At 62.8% G+C, this 15580-nt stretch carries 12 protein-coding genes; 9 read left to right on the forward strand and 3 right to left on the reverse strand.

All coding sequences use genetic code 11. The features are described from left to right. The first annotated feature begins 3 nt into the window (after positions 1-3). From AC56LH_RS20745 to AC56LH_RS20760, 4 genes are read left to right on the forward strand one after another with little or no spacing between them, the layout of a single operon-like run. On the forward strand, positions 4-1206 hold the full coding sequence (locus AC56LH_RS20745) for a TIGR03087 family PEP-CTERM/XrtA system glycosyltransferase (RefSeq protein ID WP_499649283.1): 1203 nt from the start codon (positions 4-6) through the stop codon (positions 1204-1206). Next, entirely contained in the window at positions 1197-2771 is a 1575-nt protein-coding gene (gene xrtA, locus AC56LH_RS20750; RefSeq protein ID WP_499649285.1) for an exosortase A, read from the forward strand. Before AC56LH_RS20745 ends, xrtA begins: the two co-directional genes overlap by 10 nt. Positions 2772-2788: 17 nt before the next feature. After that, on the forward strand, positions 2789-3973 hold the full coding sequence (locus AC56LH_RS20755; RefSeq protein ID WP_499649287.1) for a TIGR03088 family PEP-CTERM/XrtA system glycosyltransferase: 1185 nt from the start codon (positions 2789-2791) through the stop codon (positions 3971-3973). 20 nt (positions 3974-3993) lie between these two features. Beyond that, on the forward strand, positions 3994-5889 hold the full coding sequence (locus tag AC56LH_RS20760) for an XrtA/PEP-CTERM system amidotransferase (protein ID WP_499649289.1): 1896 nt from the start codon (positions 3994-3996) through the stop codon (positions 5887-5889). A gap of 40 nt (positions 5890-5929) precedes the next feature. Here AC56LH_RS20760 and AC56LH_RS20765 read toward each other — a convergent pair whose 3' ends face one another. Next, positions 5930-6811: a glycosyltransferase family 32 protein gene (locus AC56LH_RS20765; protein ID WP_499649291.1), complete on the reverse strand. Its 882-nt coding sequence runs from the start codon at positions 6809-6811 to the stop codon at positions 5930-5932. Positions 6812-7012: 201 nt separating this feature from the next. On the opposite strand from AC56LH_RS20765, the gene AC56LH_RS20770 reads away from it, so the two are divergent. Continuing rightward, the gene (locus tag AC56LH_RS20770) at positions 7013-8056 is read left to right on the forward strand and encodes a glycosyltransferase family 2 protein (protein ID WP_499649293.1); all 1044 of its coding nucleotides are present in this window, start codon (positions 7013-7015) and stop codon (positions 8054-8056) included. 39 nt (positions 8057-8095) lie between these two features. After that, a complete protein-coding gene (locus tag AC56LH_RS20775) occupies positions 8096-9223 on the forward strand; it encodes a glycosyltransferase WbsX family protein (RefSeq protein ID WP_499649295.1) in 1128 nt (375 codons plus the stop codon). Positions 9224-9252: 29 nt separating this feature from the next. Here the strand turns inward: AC56LH_RS20775 and AC56LH_RS20780 are convergent, their stop codons facing one another. Next, complete coding sequence (locus AC56LH_RS20780; protein WP_499649297.1) at positions 9253-10242, reverse strand: NAD-dependent epimerase/dehydratase family protein; 990 nt, start codon at positions 10240-10242, stop codon at positions 9253-9255. Continuing rightward, complete coding sequence (locus tag AC56LH_RS20785; protein ID WP_499649299.1) at positions 10242-11606, reverse strand: UDP-glucose dehydrogenase family protein; 1365 nt, start codon at positions 11604-11606, stop codon at positions 10242-10244. Before AC56LH_RS20785 ends, AC56LH_RS20780 begins: the two co-directional genes overlap by 1 nt. Positions 11607-11886: 280 nt before the next feature. Between AC56LH_RS20785 and AC56LH_RS20790 the strand changes: the two genes are divergently transcribed. Genes AC56LH_RS20790 through AC56LH_RS20800 form a run of 3 tightly spaced genes read left to right on the forward strand, consistent with a single transcriptional unit; the run spans position 11887 to position 15561 of the window. Continuing rightward, on the forward strand, positions 11887-13071 hold the full coding sequence (locus AC56LH_RS20790; protein WP_499649301.1) for a glycosyltransferase family 4 protein: 1185 nt from the start codon (positions 11887-11889) through the stop codon (positions 13069-13071). Then, positions 13068-14225 carry a glycosyltransferase family 4 protein gene (locus AC56LH_RS20795; protein ID WP_499582623.1) on the forward strand — a complete coding sequence of 386 codons (1158 nt, stop codon included), beginning with the start codon at positions 13068-13070 and terminating at the stop codon, positions 14223-14225. The genes AC56LH_RS20790 and AC56LH_RS20795 overlap by 4 nt, the downstream gene beginning before the upstream one ends. After that, a complete protein-coding gene (locus tag AC56LH_RS20800) occupies positions 14218-15561 on the forward strand; it encodes a putative O-glycosylation ligase, exosortase A system-associated (protein ID WP_499649303.1) in 1344 nt (447 codons plus the stop codon). The genes AC56LH_RS20795 and AC56LH_RS20800 overlap by 8 nt, the downstream gene beginning before the upstream one ends. The last annotated feature ends 19 nt before the right edge of the window (positions 15562-15580 follow it).

Consider the following 15580-nt stretch of genomic DNA (forward strand, 5'->3'; position numbering starts at 1 on the left):
AACGTGCAAGACCTGCTGCTGCTGATTCACCGCATCCCGTACCCGCCCAACAAGGGCGACAAGATCCGCTCCTACCACCTGCTCAAGCACCTGGCGCGCGACTACCGCGTGCACCTGGCCACGTTCGTCGACGATGCCGACGACTGGCAGCACGTGCCGACGGTGGAGGCGCTGTGCGCCAGCAGCCATTTCGCCCCCCTCAACCCGCTGCGCGCCCGCGTGCGCAGCCTGGGCGCGCTCGTGAAGAACCGCTCGCTGTCGCTCGACTACTACCAGGATGCCGGCATGGCGCGCTGGGTCGACCAGACGGTTGCCACGCACGATATCAAGCGCGTGATGGTGTTCTCGTCGCCGATGGCGCAATACGCCGACAAGCTGGGAGATGCGCGGCGCGTGATCGACTTCTGCGATGTCGATTCCGATAAATGGCGCCAGTACGCCGAGAAAAAATCGCCGCCAATGAGCTGGCTGTACCGGCACGAAGCGCGCCAGTTGCTGCGTTACGAACGCCAGGTCGCCAGCCAGTACGACGCGTCGCTGTTCGTCTCCGCGCCCGAAGCCGATTTGTTCCGCAAGCTGGCACCGGAAAGCGTCGCGCGCATCGGTCACTTCAGCAACGGCGTCGATACCGACTACTTCTCGCCCGAGCACGCGTTTGCCAGCCCGTACGCCGCCAGCGAACGCGCCCTGGTGTTTACAGGCGCGATGGATTACTGGCCGAACGTCGACGCGGTGCAGTGGTTCTGCGACGAGGTCTTCCCTGCCCTGCGCGCGCAGGATCCGGCACTGGCGTTCTACATCGTCGGCTCGCGTCCGAATGCCCAGGTCCAGGCGCTCGCCGCCTTGCCGGGTGTGACCGTGACCGGCACCGTGCCCGACGTGCGCCCGTATATCCGCCACGGCTGCGTGGCGGTGGCGCCGCTGCGCATTGCGCGCGGCATCCAGAACAAGGTGCTGGAAGCGATGGCCATGGCCACGCCGACGGTGGTCTCGCCACAGGCGCTCGAAGGCATCGATGCGGCGCCGGGCAGCGAACTGGCGGTGGCCGACGGCGCGCCGGCCTGGATCGCCACCGTGAGCGCGCTGCTGGCGCGCCAGCACGAACAGAACGCAAGCATGGGCCGCGCCGCACGCGCGCGGGTCGAACAGCACTATAGTTGGCCAAGCAACCTGGCCTGCATCGAGGAGCGACTGGAATGCACGTGACACCCCCATCCGGCATTGCCGGCGCCAATCTGGATGCCGCTCCGACCCCGTTGGCGCGCTCGAGCGCCATGCTGATCGCGCTGGCATTGCTCGCGCCCTTCTTCCTGTATCTGGGCACCGCCGAATCGCTGGTCGCGATCTGGAACAGCTCCGAGACCTTCGCCCACGGCTACGCCATCCTGCCGATCACTCTGTGGCTGATCTGGCGCCGGCGCGACGTGTTCGATGCAATTCCGGCGCGCCCGTGGGCGCCGGCGCTGCTCCTCCTGGCGGTGCTGGGCGCCGGCTGGCTGCTGGCGCGCATGGGCGAAGTGCAGGTCGTGATGCAGTACGCGTTTGTCGCGATGTTCCCGATCGTGGCGCTGGCCATGCTCGGCCCGCGCCTGGCCGGGGCGCTCGCGTTTCCGCTCCTGTTTCTGCTGCTGGCGGTGCCGTTCGGCGAAGTGTTTGTCGCCCCGCTGATCAACCTGACCGCCGACTTCACCGTGTGGGCCGTGCAGGCCACCGGCATCCCGGTGCTGCGCAACGGCACCCGCTTCGACCTGCCGACCGGCTCGTGGTCGGTGGTGGAAGCCTGCAGCGGTGTGCGCTACCTGATTTCGTCGGTCACGCTGGGCTGCCTGTACGCCTACCTGACCTACCAGTCGACCAAAAAACGTTTGCTGTTCATCGCGGTGTCGATCGTCGTGCCGATCATCGCCAACGGTCTGCGCGCCTACATGATCGTGATGATCGGTCACCTGTCGGGCATGGAACTGGCCACCGGCGTCGACCACCTGATCTATGGCTGGGTATTCTTCGGCCTGGTGATGCTGCTGATGTTCTGGATCGGCAGCTTCTGGCGCGACGATGATCCGCTGCCGGCGGCCGAATTGCCGGTGGCCGCGCGTACCCGCCGCGATGGCGTGCCGCCGGTCAGCACGGCCCGCATGGCGGCCATGTGCGCCGCCGTGGTGGCGCTGGCCGCGCTGTGGCCGGGCTTTGCCCGCTACAACGATGCGGCCAATCTCAATCCCCAGCCGGTACAGCTGACGAGCGTGGCGGTCGGCTGGCCACAGGCGGCGCCATTTACCGGCTGGACGCCGCGCTGGGTCGCGCCGGACGCCACGTACCGCGCCACCTTCCGCAACCCCGACGCCGCGGTACCGGTCGCGCTCGACATCATGTACTACCGCAACCAGCGCAACGGCAAAGCTTTGATCAGCTCGATCAACATGCTGGCCGCTTCCGACGATGCCTGGCATGCACTGGGCGGCTCGGCGCGCAGCGAAACGATCGACGGCAAGCCGGTCACGCTGCGCGAAACGCGGATGACGGGCCCTGGCGGCCAGTTCCTGGTGTGGCAATGGATGTCGATCGACGGCCACCTGACCTCGAACAACTACGTCGGCAAGCTGCTGCAGGCCCAGGCCAAGCTGCGCTTCCGCGGTGACGATGGCGCTGTCGTGCTGCTGTCGGCGCCGGTGGGCGACAACCCTGACGCCGCGCGCGCTGCACTGCGCGCCTTCATGACGGTGCAGGGCCAGGCGATCGAGCGTGCCATCGAGCACGCGCGCACGCATTGAACGGGAACGCACGGAACATGCACAGTGATCTGGCGGTGTTGAATGCCCAGCGGCCCCTCGTGGTTCACCTCGTGTATTCCCTCGATGTGGGCGGGCTGGAAACGCTGCTGGTCGACTGCATCAACCGCATGCCGGCCGAAAAATACCGGCATGCGGTGGTCTGCCTGACCCGCTACAGCGCGTTCGCGGACAAGATCACGCAACCGGGCGTCGAGCTGTATGCGCTGAACAAGCCCCCCGGGAACGGATTGGGCGTGCACGTCGATTTCTGGAAGCTGATGCGGCGCCTGCGGCCGACGATCCTGCACACCTACAACCTGTCGGCGATGGAGTACTGCTTCACGGCGGCCACCGCTGGCGTACCGGTGCGCATCCACGCCGAGCATGGCCGCGACGCGTCCGATCCGCATGGCCTGAACCCCAAGCACAACTTCCTGCGCCGCCACCTCGCGCCGTTCATCGACCGCTATGTGCCGGTGTCGGACGACCTGCAGCGCTGGTTCAGCGAGGTTGTCCGCATCCCGGCTGCCAAGAACCACCTGATCAAGAACGGCGTCGATACCGACCGCTATGCCCCGCGCGCGCAAGCGGCGACGGCCGCGCCGTGGAGCGCCGACGACATCGTCATCGGGGCAGTCGCGCGGGTGCAGGACGTCAAGAACCACGCCAGCCTGGTGGCCGCGTTTGCGCTGCTGCGCGAGCGCCTGCCGGCCCTGCGCGACCGGCTGCGCCTGTCGATCGTCGGCGACGGCCCGTTGTTCGGCAAGATCCAGGCGCAGGTCGCACAAGCCCGCCTGCAGGATGTCGTCTGGCTGCCCGGCGCACGCGCCGACGTGGCCGATCTGCTGCATGGCTTTACCATCTTCGCCCTGCCCTCGCTGGCCGAAGGCACGCCCGTGTCGCTGCTCGAAGCGATGGCGTGCGGCCTGCCGTCGGTGTGCTCGCGCGTGGGTGGCATCCCCGAAGTCGTCGTCGATGACGTGCATGGTATCTTGGTCCCGGTGGAGGTCGACGCATTAGCCGACGCGCTCGCGCGCTACGTCCAGGACCCGGTCCTGCGGGCGCGCCATGGCGCAGCTGCCCGTGCGCGCATCGAAGACAAATACAGCATGGCCGCCATGCTCGGCGCGTACACCGCGCTGTACGACGGCCTGTGTGCGCGCAAGGCGTCGGCGCGGCTGCGTCCCATCGTCAACTCTTAACTTCAGCGGAACCAGACAGCATGTGCGGAATAGTCGGCATTTTTGATACCCTCGGCAACCGGGAAATCGACCGCGCGGCCCTGGGCCGCATGAACGAAAGCCAGCACCACCGCGGTCCCGACGAGGGCGAGCTGTATCTCGAACCGAGCATGGGCATGGGCCACCGCCGCCTGTCGGTGATCGACCTGGCCAGCGGCCAGCAGCCGATCGTCAACGCCGAGCGCGATGTGGTGATGGTGTTCAACGGCGAGATCTACAACTACCGCGAGCTGCGCGTCGAACTGGAGGCGCTGGGCTTTGTCTTTCGCACCAAGTCGGATTCGGAATCGCTGCTGCACGCCTACCAGGCCTGGGGTCCGGACTGCGTGCACCGTCTGCGCGGCATGTTCGCGTTCGCGATCTGGGATCGCAAGAAGCAGACGATGTTCCTGGCGCGCGACCATGTCGGCGTCAAGCCGATGTTCTACTCGCTGCTCCCGAATGGCCTGTTCGTGTTCGGCTCCGAGCTGAAATCGATCATGACCCACCCCGAGCTGTCGCGCAAACTCAATCCGCGCGCGGTCGAGGATTACTTCGCGTTCGGCTACGTGCCCGAGCCGCACACCATCTTCCATAACGCCTACAAGCTGGCGCCCGGCCACCGCATCGTGATCAAGGCCGGTGCGCGCGAGGTCACGCCCGAACAGTACTGGGACGTGCCGTTCAAGCGCGCCCCGCAGCGGCCGATGCAGGAAATCGAGCAGGAGCTGATCGAGCGCGTGCGCGAGTGCGTGCAGAGCCAGACCGTGGCCGACGTGCCGCTGGGCGCGTTCCTGTCGGGTGGTGTCGATTCGAGCGCGGTCGTGGCGATGATGGCGCAGAATAATCCCGATCCCGTCACCACGCTGTCGATCGGCTTTGACGATCCGGAGTACGACGAATCGAAGTTCGCCAATGAGGTAGCGACGCGCTACGGCACGATCCACCACGCGCAGATCGTCGACAAGGACGACTACGGCCTGATCGACACGCTGGGCCACCTGTACGACGAGCCGTTCGCCGACAGCTCGGCGATTCCGACCTACCGCGTGTGCCAGCTGGCGCGCAAGCACGTGACGGTGTCGCTGTCGGGCGACGGCGGCGACGAAAGCTTTGCCGGCTACCGCCGCTACCGCTATGCGATGGCCGAGCAGCGCGTGCGCGACAAGGTGCCGGCCAGCCTGCGCAAACCGGTGTTCGGCATGCTCGGCAAACTGTATCCGAAGGCCGACTGGGCGCCGCGCATGTTCCGCGCCAAGACCACGTTCGAGGCGCTGGCGCGCGACACGGTCGAGGGCTACTTCCACGGCGTGTCGATCATGCCCGACCGCGTGCGGGCGCAGTTGTTCTCGGATTCGTTCAAGCGCGAGCTGCAAGGCTACAGCGCGATCGAAGTCTTCCTCGGCCACGCTGCAAAATCGCCGACGGACGACCCGCTGTCGCTGATCCAGTACCTCGACTTCAAGACCTGGCTGCCGGGCGACATCCTGACCAAGGTCGACCGCGCCGCGATGGCGCACTCGCTCGAGGTGCGCGTGCCGCTGCTGGACCATACGTTCGTGGAATGGGCGTCCGGTCTGCCGCCGGACATCAAGCTCGGCGGTGGCGAAGGCAAGTACATCTTCAAGAAGGCGCTCGAACCGTACCTGTCGCACGACGTGCTGTACCGCGCCAAGAAGGGTTTTTCGATTCCGCTGGCCGCCTGGCTGCGTGGCCCGCTGCGCGAGAAGCTGCGCGCCGCGGCGCTGTCGCCGCTGCTGCTCGACACCGGCATGTTCAACGAAAAATTCTTGCGCGAGATGGTCGACCAGCACATCGCCGGCAGCAAGGATTACAGCGCGCCGTTATGGTCGGTATTGATGTTCGAGACGTTCTTGCGGGTGAGCTGCAACCGGTAACGGTTGCGCCCGACGGTTAGGCTCAGTGCTTGCGCTGCGCTCAGCCCGTACTGGCGTGACGCCGGGCACGCAGATCATGCACCCATTGTGCGAACCGGTAGAAATGGTTGAGTTGTTGCTTGAGAAAACCCAGCTTGATCAGTGAATGCGTTTGCAGCGAATAGTGGGATTTGAACGCGGTCTTGTGTGAATCCTGTTTCAGGACGGTGTATTCCAGGCCCAGGTCGCGTTGGCTGTCGACCAGCCGGTGCGGGTGCTGCGCCAGCATCCGGTGAATTGCCAGCGAATAGGCAATGGGCCCGGTCACACGCAGTACGCCCGGCTTGCCGGTCCCGTGCAAACCGGGAATATAGGTATCGATGTTGGCCAGCACGTTGTCGATGACGGAGCGCAGGAAAGGATGGCCGGGCGAAGCAGCGATGTACCACTGCTGGAATTCGCGGCCACCGAATCCACGCAATTCGTAATGCTTGCCCCAGACATCGTAGCCGTCGTTGTCGTTGTTCCACTCCGACAGCAAGAACTGGTCTTGTGGCAGCAGCACGGCATCGAGTGGCCTGGTGGCGGTACTTTTTATGTCGAGATACACGCCGCCGACCTTGTACAGCAGCAGATAGCGGAACAAATCGGCACGTGCAGCACCGTAGCGCGGATCGATCCGCTCAAAATAAGCCAGTACTTCAGGTGGATAGTTTGCTGAAATAAATTTGATGATCGCAGCATCGTCGTAAAAACGGTATTCCCAGCCAGGATTGAGTTGCTTGAGTTGATCGACGTTCTTTTGTAACGCCTCGGGCAATTCCGGATTGTAGAAAGTCTGGTGAATAATGCGGGGAATCATTGCCTCTGCCGGCACCTCGGGAAATACCCGTTTCTGCGGTGCGAGATTCAAGGATGGAAACAGGATCGTTTTGATGGACATAATCGTTATTCTGAAATTCAAGCAATACGTTGTTGCGAATAAGGGATGCAAAGCATGGGATTCATGCCTACCCTAGCATCAACCGCCTGCTACTGCAATCGAATTTTGTGCGCGGGCGAATCGCTGGAATAGGCAGATTGATTCAAGTGCGGTGCAGCGCGTGAGCGAGCGCCGGCAAGATTTTTGTAGTATGGCTGTCAAATGAAACTGCAGATTCTGGATGCTGACGGGATTCCAGATTATCTCAACCGCTATTTAAACTGTCTGGTATTCATGGAAATTTGTTTAGTTATTCCCAGTTACAATCGGGCAGATCTGATTGGCGCCACGATCGAGAGCGCGTTGAATCAGACTCGGCCATTTGCACAGATCATTGTCGTCGACGATGCATCGACCGATCATACGCTCGAGGTCCTGAAGCAGTTTGAAGATCGCATCACGGTCATTGCAGCATCCAAGAGCGGCGTGCAGCGCGCACGCAATATGGGTGTCGAGCACGCGAGCACGCCCTATGTCACGCTGTGCGATTCCGATGACCTGCTCACGCCCGACCACGTCGCCATGGTGCATGCCTGGCTCGAGGCCAACCCGGATTGCGATGCCGTCTATACCAACCATCAGGTATTTACCGGCGACGACATACAGAAAGACACGTTTTCGCGGGCGCCGGCCGGCTTTTTTGACGGCAGCCGCCGCGCAACCAACTTTACTGCGGACATACCGGATTTATACGCCAAGACCAGCCAGTTCCAGCTGCTTCTGGTGAGCGGCGTGACGTTGAAAAAATCGTTTTACACGCGTATTGGCGGGTTCGATCCGGCATTCGATGGCGTACCGTCCGAGGATTGGGAATTCTCACTGCGTGTTGTCAACGCAGGTAACGTCGCGTTGTGCATGGCGCCGATTACCCTGATCCGGCGTCACCCTGGTAATGAATCGAAAAGCAAACTGCGCCAGCGCCTGGGTGAAATCGCCGTGCTCGAGCACGCCAATTTGCACCACGGCCGACCGCAAGCCGATCGCACCACATTCAAGTCGATGATCGACCACCACCGCCTGTGGGCGTTCGAAGAAGCGTTTGGCCGGAAAAAACTGGCACTGGCTGCCTGCATTTTCCCGTTATTGGGAAAACATAACGATTCAATGAAGTTTCGCATCAAAAGCATCTTGATCAGGGCCTATATGGTCGTCACAAATTTCTCGCCATTGCCGCCCCAGCGCCAATATAAAGACGCGATTGAATAACCCGATCTCGACTATTTTTAATTCTTATCTGGACGCCCCATGACTGCAATGCCACGGCTCATCACCTTTTATCTGCCCCAGTACTATCCGGTTCCGGACAACGACAAATTCTGGGGCAAGGGTTTTACCGAATGGACCAACACCGCCAAGGCACGCCGCCGGTTTCCGGGGCATTACCAGCCCCACGTGCCGGCCGACCTGGGGTTCTATGACTTGCGCGTGGCGGAAACCCGCCAGGCGCAGGCTGACCTTGCGCGGCAATACGGCATCGAGGGCTTCTGCTATTACCACTACTGGTTCGGCAACGGCAAACGTGTGCTGGAGCGCCCATTCGCCGAAGTGCTCGCATCGGGCGAACCGGACTTCCCGTTCTGCCTGTGCTGGGCCAACGAGACCTGGAGCGGCGTCTGGCACGGTGCCGAGAACCGCGTACTGATCGAGCAGACCTACCCTGGCGCCGAAGATGACCAGCGCCATTTCGATTCCCTGCTGCCGGCATTCAACGACCGGCGTTACATGAAGGTCGATGGCAAACCCATCTTCGTCGTGTACCGCCCGTTCAAGATCACCGACACGAAAGCGACGATTGCACGCTGGCGCGAGATGGCCGCCAGGGCCGGACTGCCGGGGATTTATTTCGTGGGTGTCTGCAGTGGGGACCAGCCGAATCCCGAAGATTTCGGATTCGATGCGTCGATCTACAACGCGAATGCGCCATTGCGTGCATGGGGCAGCTGGAAAAATCCCGTCACGCTCTTCAAGCATGCGGCGTATCGCCGGCTGGGTGTGCCGACCATTCACGACTACGAAAAGTCGATCAAGTACTTCCTGCCCGATGCGCTGCCGGCGACACGTTATCCGTCGGTCATCAACAGCTGGGACAACACGCCACGCAGCGGCGTGCGTGGCCTGGTACTGACAGGCGCAACGCCGCAGCTGTACGGCAAGGCGCTCAAGAAAGCTTTCGACCTGACGCGTGACCGCGTCCAGGGCGCGGATGCCCGCCTGGTGTTTTTGAAGTCATGGAATGAATGGGCCGAAGGCAACCACCTGGAACCGGATCTGCGCGACGGTCACCAGTATCTGGAAGCGATTGCAATCGAACTGAAGCGGGAGAAAGAGCGCCTGGGACAGACAACGATCAGCGATCCTGTCACCCAGGCCTAAGACGCAAACATCAACCCGGCGCCGCGCCATCAGGCGCGCGTCGGCGCCCAGTCGCGGTACCAGGTCCAGAAGTTGGCCAGGCCCGTCGCCAGCGGCGTGGTGGGCGCAAAGTCCACCCAGGCCTTGAGCTTGGCGATCGATGCATGCGTGGCCGGCACGTCGCCCGGCTGCATCGGCAAGAATTCCTTGCGCGCTTCGACGCCCATCACGGACTCGAGCGTGCGGATGAATTCGAGCACCTGCACCGGATTGTGGTTGCCGATGTTGAACACCGTATGCGGCGCGCTGGTTGCCGTTGCCGGCGTTGGCTTGAACAACAGGCGCACCACACCTTCGACGATGTCGTCGATATAGGTAAAGTCGCGCGTGAGCAAGCCTTCGGCGAACACGGGAATCGTGGCGCCACGCATCATTTTCTCGGCAAAGCTGAAATACGCCATGTCGGGCCGGCCCCACGGACCGTACACCGTGAAGAAGCGCAGGCCGGTGGCCGGCAACTTGAACAGGTGGCTGTACGAGTGCGCCATCAACTCATTGGACTTCTTGGTGGCGGCGTACAGCGACACAGGCGCATCGACCTGGTCATCCTCGCTGAACGGGACCTTGGCATTGTTGCCATACACGCTGCTGCTGCTGGCGTACAACAAGTGCTCGATCGTCCCCTGGCGGCAGGCTTCGAGGATATTCCCGAAGCCCACCAGGTTCGACTGGATATACACGGACGGATTGTCGATCGAATAGCGCACGCCGGCTTGCGCCGCCAGGTGCACCACCAGCTGTGGCCGCTCACGCTCGAACAGTGCGGCAACCTGGGCTGCATCGCTCAGTTCGACTGTGTGGCAGACGACGCCGGCGGGTGCGAGCAGCACGCGCACCCGGTCATGCTTGAGGCGCGGATCGTAGTAATCGTTGAAGTTATCGCAGCCGACGACCTGATGGCCCATGGCCGCCAGGCGCGCGGCCACGAAACTGCCGACAAAGCCGGCAGCGCCAGTCACGAGGATCCGCTGGGCTGGCATCAGACGGCCGTCCGGCTGACGCGACCAATCCCTTCGTAGGCCAGACCGGCAGCAGCGACGACCGCTGGATCATAGATGTTACGGCCATCGAAGATCGCCTTGTCGCGCAGGATGGTCGACAGGCCAGCGAAGTCCGGTGCACGGAATTCTTTCCATTCGGTGACCAGGACCAGCGCATCGGCGCCTTCGGTCGCCGCGGCGGCCGAGCTGACGATCGTCAGCATGGATTCGACGCGCGCAGCGCCGTGCTCGCGTTCCAGGACGCGCAGCGCTTCGCTGCTGGCGACCGGATCGTAGGCGCGCACGTGGCAGCCGGCGTCGAACAGTTCCTTGAGCAGCACCAGGCTTGGCGCTTCACGCATATCGTCGGTGTTCGGCTTGAACGACAGGCCCCACACAGCGATCGTCTTGCCCTTGAGGCCCTCGACGCCGCCGTAGAAGCGCGTGAGCTTCTTGAACAGCACGTTTTTCTGGTTGTCGTTGACCAGTTCGGTCGCTTCCAGGATATGCAGCACCTGGCCATGGTCGCCACCGGTCTTGACCAGTGCCTTGACGTCTTTCGGGAAGCACGAACCGCCGTAGCCCATGCCGGCGTACAGGAACTGCGAACCGATGCGCGGGTCCAGGCCCATGCCGTGGCGCACGGCTTCGATGTCGGCGCCCAGCACTTCAGCCAGGTTGGCCAGCTCGTTCATGAAGCTGATGCGGGTGGCCAGCATGGCGTTGGCAGCGTACTTGGTCAGCTCGGCGCTGCGCACGTCCATCTCGACCAGCTTTTCGTGGTTGCGGCTGAATGGTGCGTACAGCTGGCGCATCAGCTTGGTTGCGACGGTGTCGTCGCTGCCGACGACGATGCGGTCAGGCCGCATGAAGTCGTCGATGGCCGCGCCTTCTTTCAGGAATTCGGGATTGCTCACGACCGAGAACGACAGCGTGCTGCCGCGCTTGTCGAGCTCGCCCTGGATGGCGGCGCGCACCTTGTCGGCGGTACCGACCGGCACGGTCGACTTGTCGACCACGACGACCGGCTTGTCGATGCGCTGACCGATCGAACGGGCGGCGGCCAGGATGTGGGTCAGGTCGGCGCTGCCGTCTTCGTCAGGCGGGGTGCCGACGGCCAGGAACACGCAATCCGCGTGCGCGACGGCTTCGTCGTAGCTGGTCGAAAACAGCAGGCGGCCTGCTTTGGCGTTGCGCTCGACCATGTTGTCGAGGCCAGGCTCATGAATCGGAATAACGCCGTTCTTGAGCATTGCAATTTTTTCTTCGTTGACGTCGAGACACAGTACAGTGTTGCCGACATCGGCGAAGCAAGCGCCTGAAACGAGCCCGACGTAGCCGGTGCCAATGATGGTGATCTTCATGATTTATATTGGGGAACTAGGTAACGGAAAAATAGAACCGGGCAGAGCAGCACGGCGAACCAGGCTATTTTTCCACAGATTGGAAAATAATTGCCACACGTAACAAATGCGTACAAAACTTGAATTATAGTATCATGGTTGTCAAAAATTTATGCGTTTCGCGTTCAATTGTGCTGCCCTAGAGCAAAATTTTTCGCATAATCACGACATTGCAGTTCAACACTTCCACTCCCGGACCGACGCGTCCGGCGGTGCACCGATCAGCACCTGGCACGACACGATGAAGTTACTCACCTTTAGCACCCTGTATCCCAATTCACAGCAACCGAACCACGGTATCTTCGTGGAGACCCGATTGCGCTATCTGATTGCCAGCGGGCAGGTCGAGTCACGTGTCGTGGCGCCAGTGCCATGGTTTCCCCTCAAGGGGGAGCGCTTTGGCCATTATGGCACTCTGGCCAAGGTACCGCGGCACGAGACACGCAACGGTATCGACGTCACGCACCCGCGCTATCTGGTGCTGCCGCGTGTGGGCATGAACGTCACGCCGTACACGCTGGCGCATGCGGCCAAAAAGGAGATCGGCCGCATCCTCGACGGCGGCTACGACTTCGACGCCATCGACGCGCACTATTTTTATCCGGACGGCGTGGCGGCCGTGATGCTCGGCAAATACTTCAACAAGCCGGTGGTGATCACGGCGCGCGGTACCGACATCAACCTGATTCCCCAGTTCGCACGGCCACGCCAGCTGATCCTGGATGCGGCGCGCGACGCCGACGGCATCATCACTGTGTGCAAGGCGCTCAAGGACGAGATGGTCGGGCTGGGTGTGTCGCCTGACAACATCACGCCGCTGCGCAATGGCGTCGATCTCGAGCGCTTTGCGCCCATCGACCGCGCCGCCGCACGCGCCGCCGTCGGGCTGGTGCCGGGGCGCTTCACGCTGCTGTCGGTGGGCCTGCTCGATCCGCGCAAGGCGCACGACCTGATCATCCGCGCCCTGCCCCAGCTGCCGGACGTCGACCTTTTGATCGCCGGCATTGGCCCTGAAAAAAACAACCTGGAACGCCTGGCGCGTGAATTGAACGTGCAGGACCGTGTCAAACTGCTGGGCAGTGTGCCGCAGACCGAACTGAAAACGTATTACAACGCCGCCGACACGCTGGTGCTGGCGTCGAGCCGCGAAGGCTGGGCCAATGTGCTGCTCGAAAGCATGGCGTGCGGCACGCCAGTCGTGGCCAGCAATGTCTGGGGTACGCCCGAAGTGGTGGCGGCGCCTGCCGCCGGCGTCCTGATGCCGCAGCGCACTCCCGAAGGCCTGGTCGCGGCGCTGCACCAGTTGCGCGCCAACTACCCGGCGCACAGCGCCACCCGCCGCTACGCCGAAGACTTCGGCTGGCAACCGACCACCCAGGGCCAGATCGACCTGTTCCACTCCATCTTGGCGAGAAAAGCCGCGTGAAAATCCTTTATCACCACCGTACCCGTTCCAAGGACGGCCAGTACGTCCACATCGAAGAAATGATCCGCGCGCTGCGCGCCGAAGGCCATGAAGTCGTGATCGTGGCGCCGCCGAGCGCCGAAACCGAATCGTTCGGCGCGGATGCCGGTCCGGTCGCCTGGCTCAAGCGCCATGTGCCCAAGACGTTCTACGAACTGATGGAGCTGTCGTATTCGCTGGTCGCCTACCGCCGCCTGGCCAAGGCGGTCAAGCAGCACCGTCCGGACGTGCTGTATGAACGCTACAACCTGTTCCTGCCCTCGGGCATCTGGCTGGCGCGCAAGTACAAACTGCCGATGCTGCTGGAAGTGAACGCCCCGATCCTGGAAGAGCGCACCCGCTACGACGGCCTGGCGCTGACCAAACTGGGCCGCTGGTCGCAGGCGTATGCCTGGCGCAACGCCGACATGGTGCTGCCGGTCACGCACGTGCTGGGCGAGATCGTGCAGGCCTACGGCGTGCCACCCGAGCGCATCGACGTGATCCCGAACGGCATCGACCCCGAGCGCTTCGCCGGTGCGCCGGACGTGGAGCAGGCCAAGCGCGCGCTGGGCCTGCAGGATGTGCTGGTGCTGGGCTTTACCGGTTTCGTGCGCGACTGGCATGGGCTGGACAAGGTGATCGATCTGATCGCGCAAGACCCGCCGGAAGCACGCCGCCACCTCTTGATCGTGGGCGACGGCCCCGTGCGCGCCACGCTCGAGCAACAGGCGCGCGACCTGGGCATCGAACACCGCGTGCAGTTCACCGGCATCATCGGGCGCGACGACGTGGCGCGTTACGTGGCGGCGTTCGACATTGCACTGCAACCGGCTGTGGTGAAGTATGCTTCACCATTGAAGCTGTTCGAATACCTGGCGCTGGGCAAGGCGATTGTCGGTCCGGACCAGCCGAATATCCGCGAAATCCTGCGCGCCGACCATAACGCCGTGCTGTTCGATCCGGATACCCCGGGTGGCCTGGCCGGCGCGGTCAAGCGTTTGTGCGACGATCCGCTGCTGCGCGCCCGCGTTGCGCAAGGCGCGCGCGACGCCATCGACGAGCAGCAGCTGACGTGGCGCGCCAATGCGCGCCGCGCCGTCACCCTGTTCGAAAGGTTGATCCAGCGTGCGTGACCTTATCCTGTTCCTCGCCTTCGCGGGGATCATGCCATTCATCTTCAAGCGGCCCGTCGTGGGCGCCATGGCGTACGCCGTGGTCAGCCTGATGAACCCACACCGCCTGACCTTTGGCTCGGCGCAGAATTTCCCGTTTGCGATGTATCTGTGTCTGGCGACGCTGGCTGCGATCCTGATCTCGCGCGAGCAGAAGAAGATCCCGATGACGGCGCCGGTGGTGGTGATGCTGCTGTTCTTCATCTGGTACACCATCACGACCATCTTCGCGCAACTGCCGTTCCAGGCGTGGAACTACTGGGACCGCTACGCCAAGACCATGCTGATGGTCTTCGTGACCGTCATGACCGTGCGTACGATGCGCGACGTCAAGGTGCTGGCGCTGGTAACCGCGCTGTCGCTGGGCTTCTGGGGTTTCAAGAGCGGCATCTTCGTGATCTTCAGCGGCGGCGGCGAAGGCTTGCGCGGCCCCATGAACAGCTTCATCAGTGACAACAATACGCTGGCGCTGTCGATGGTGACGATCACGCCGCTGCTCGTCTACATGACGACCCGCGCCCCGAACAAGTGGGTCAAGCGTGCGGCGCTGAGCATGGTGGTGCTGACCATGCTGGCGGCGATCGGTTCGTATTCGCGCGGCGCGTTGCTGGGCACGTTCGCCATGGGCTTTTTCCTGTGGCTCAAGTCGACCCACAAGTTCAAGACCGGCCTGGCCTTCGTGCTGATCGTCCCGATCGTGTTCGCCCTGATGCCGCCCGAATGGACCGGCCGCATGAACACCATCCAGACCTACGACGAAGATGCGTCGGCGACCGGGCGCATCAATTCCTGGTATTTCGCAGCAAATATCGCCAACCATTTCGCCCTTGGCGGCGGACCGGGCGTGTTCTCGCCACAGATGTTCATGCTGTACGCACCGAATCCCGAGCGCTATTACGATGCCCACAGCATCTACTTCCAGGTGCTGGGCGAACAGGGCTACATGGGACTGGCGATTTTCCTGACCATGTTCGTGGTGGCATGGCGCTGCGGCGGACGGGTAATCCGCCATTGCCGCGGCAAGGAAGACCTCGCCTGGGCACTGATGCTGGCCCGGATGTGCCAGGTGAGCATCATCGGCTATCTTGCCGCAGGTGCGTTCCTGACGATGGCGTATTACGACCTGATCTACTACATCATCGCGATCCTGGCGTGCCTCGACAAAGTATTGATCCGGGCGCCGCAGAAAGACGACGTGCCGCCGATGCGCCTTGTGTTCATCGAACGCTATCTGGCGCGCCGCACGGCGAAAAAAACGGCGCGGGCGGCCATGGCGCGCCCGCGCAGCGGCACCTGAGCCGCAGGTCAGTCTCAGG

This window comes from Telluria sp. LT1R51-2 (assembly GCF_059685775.1).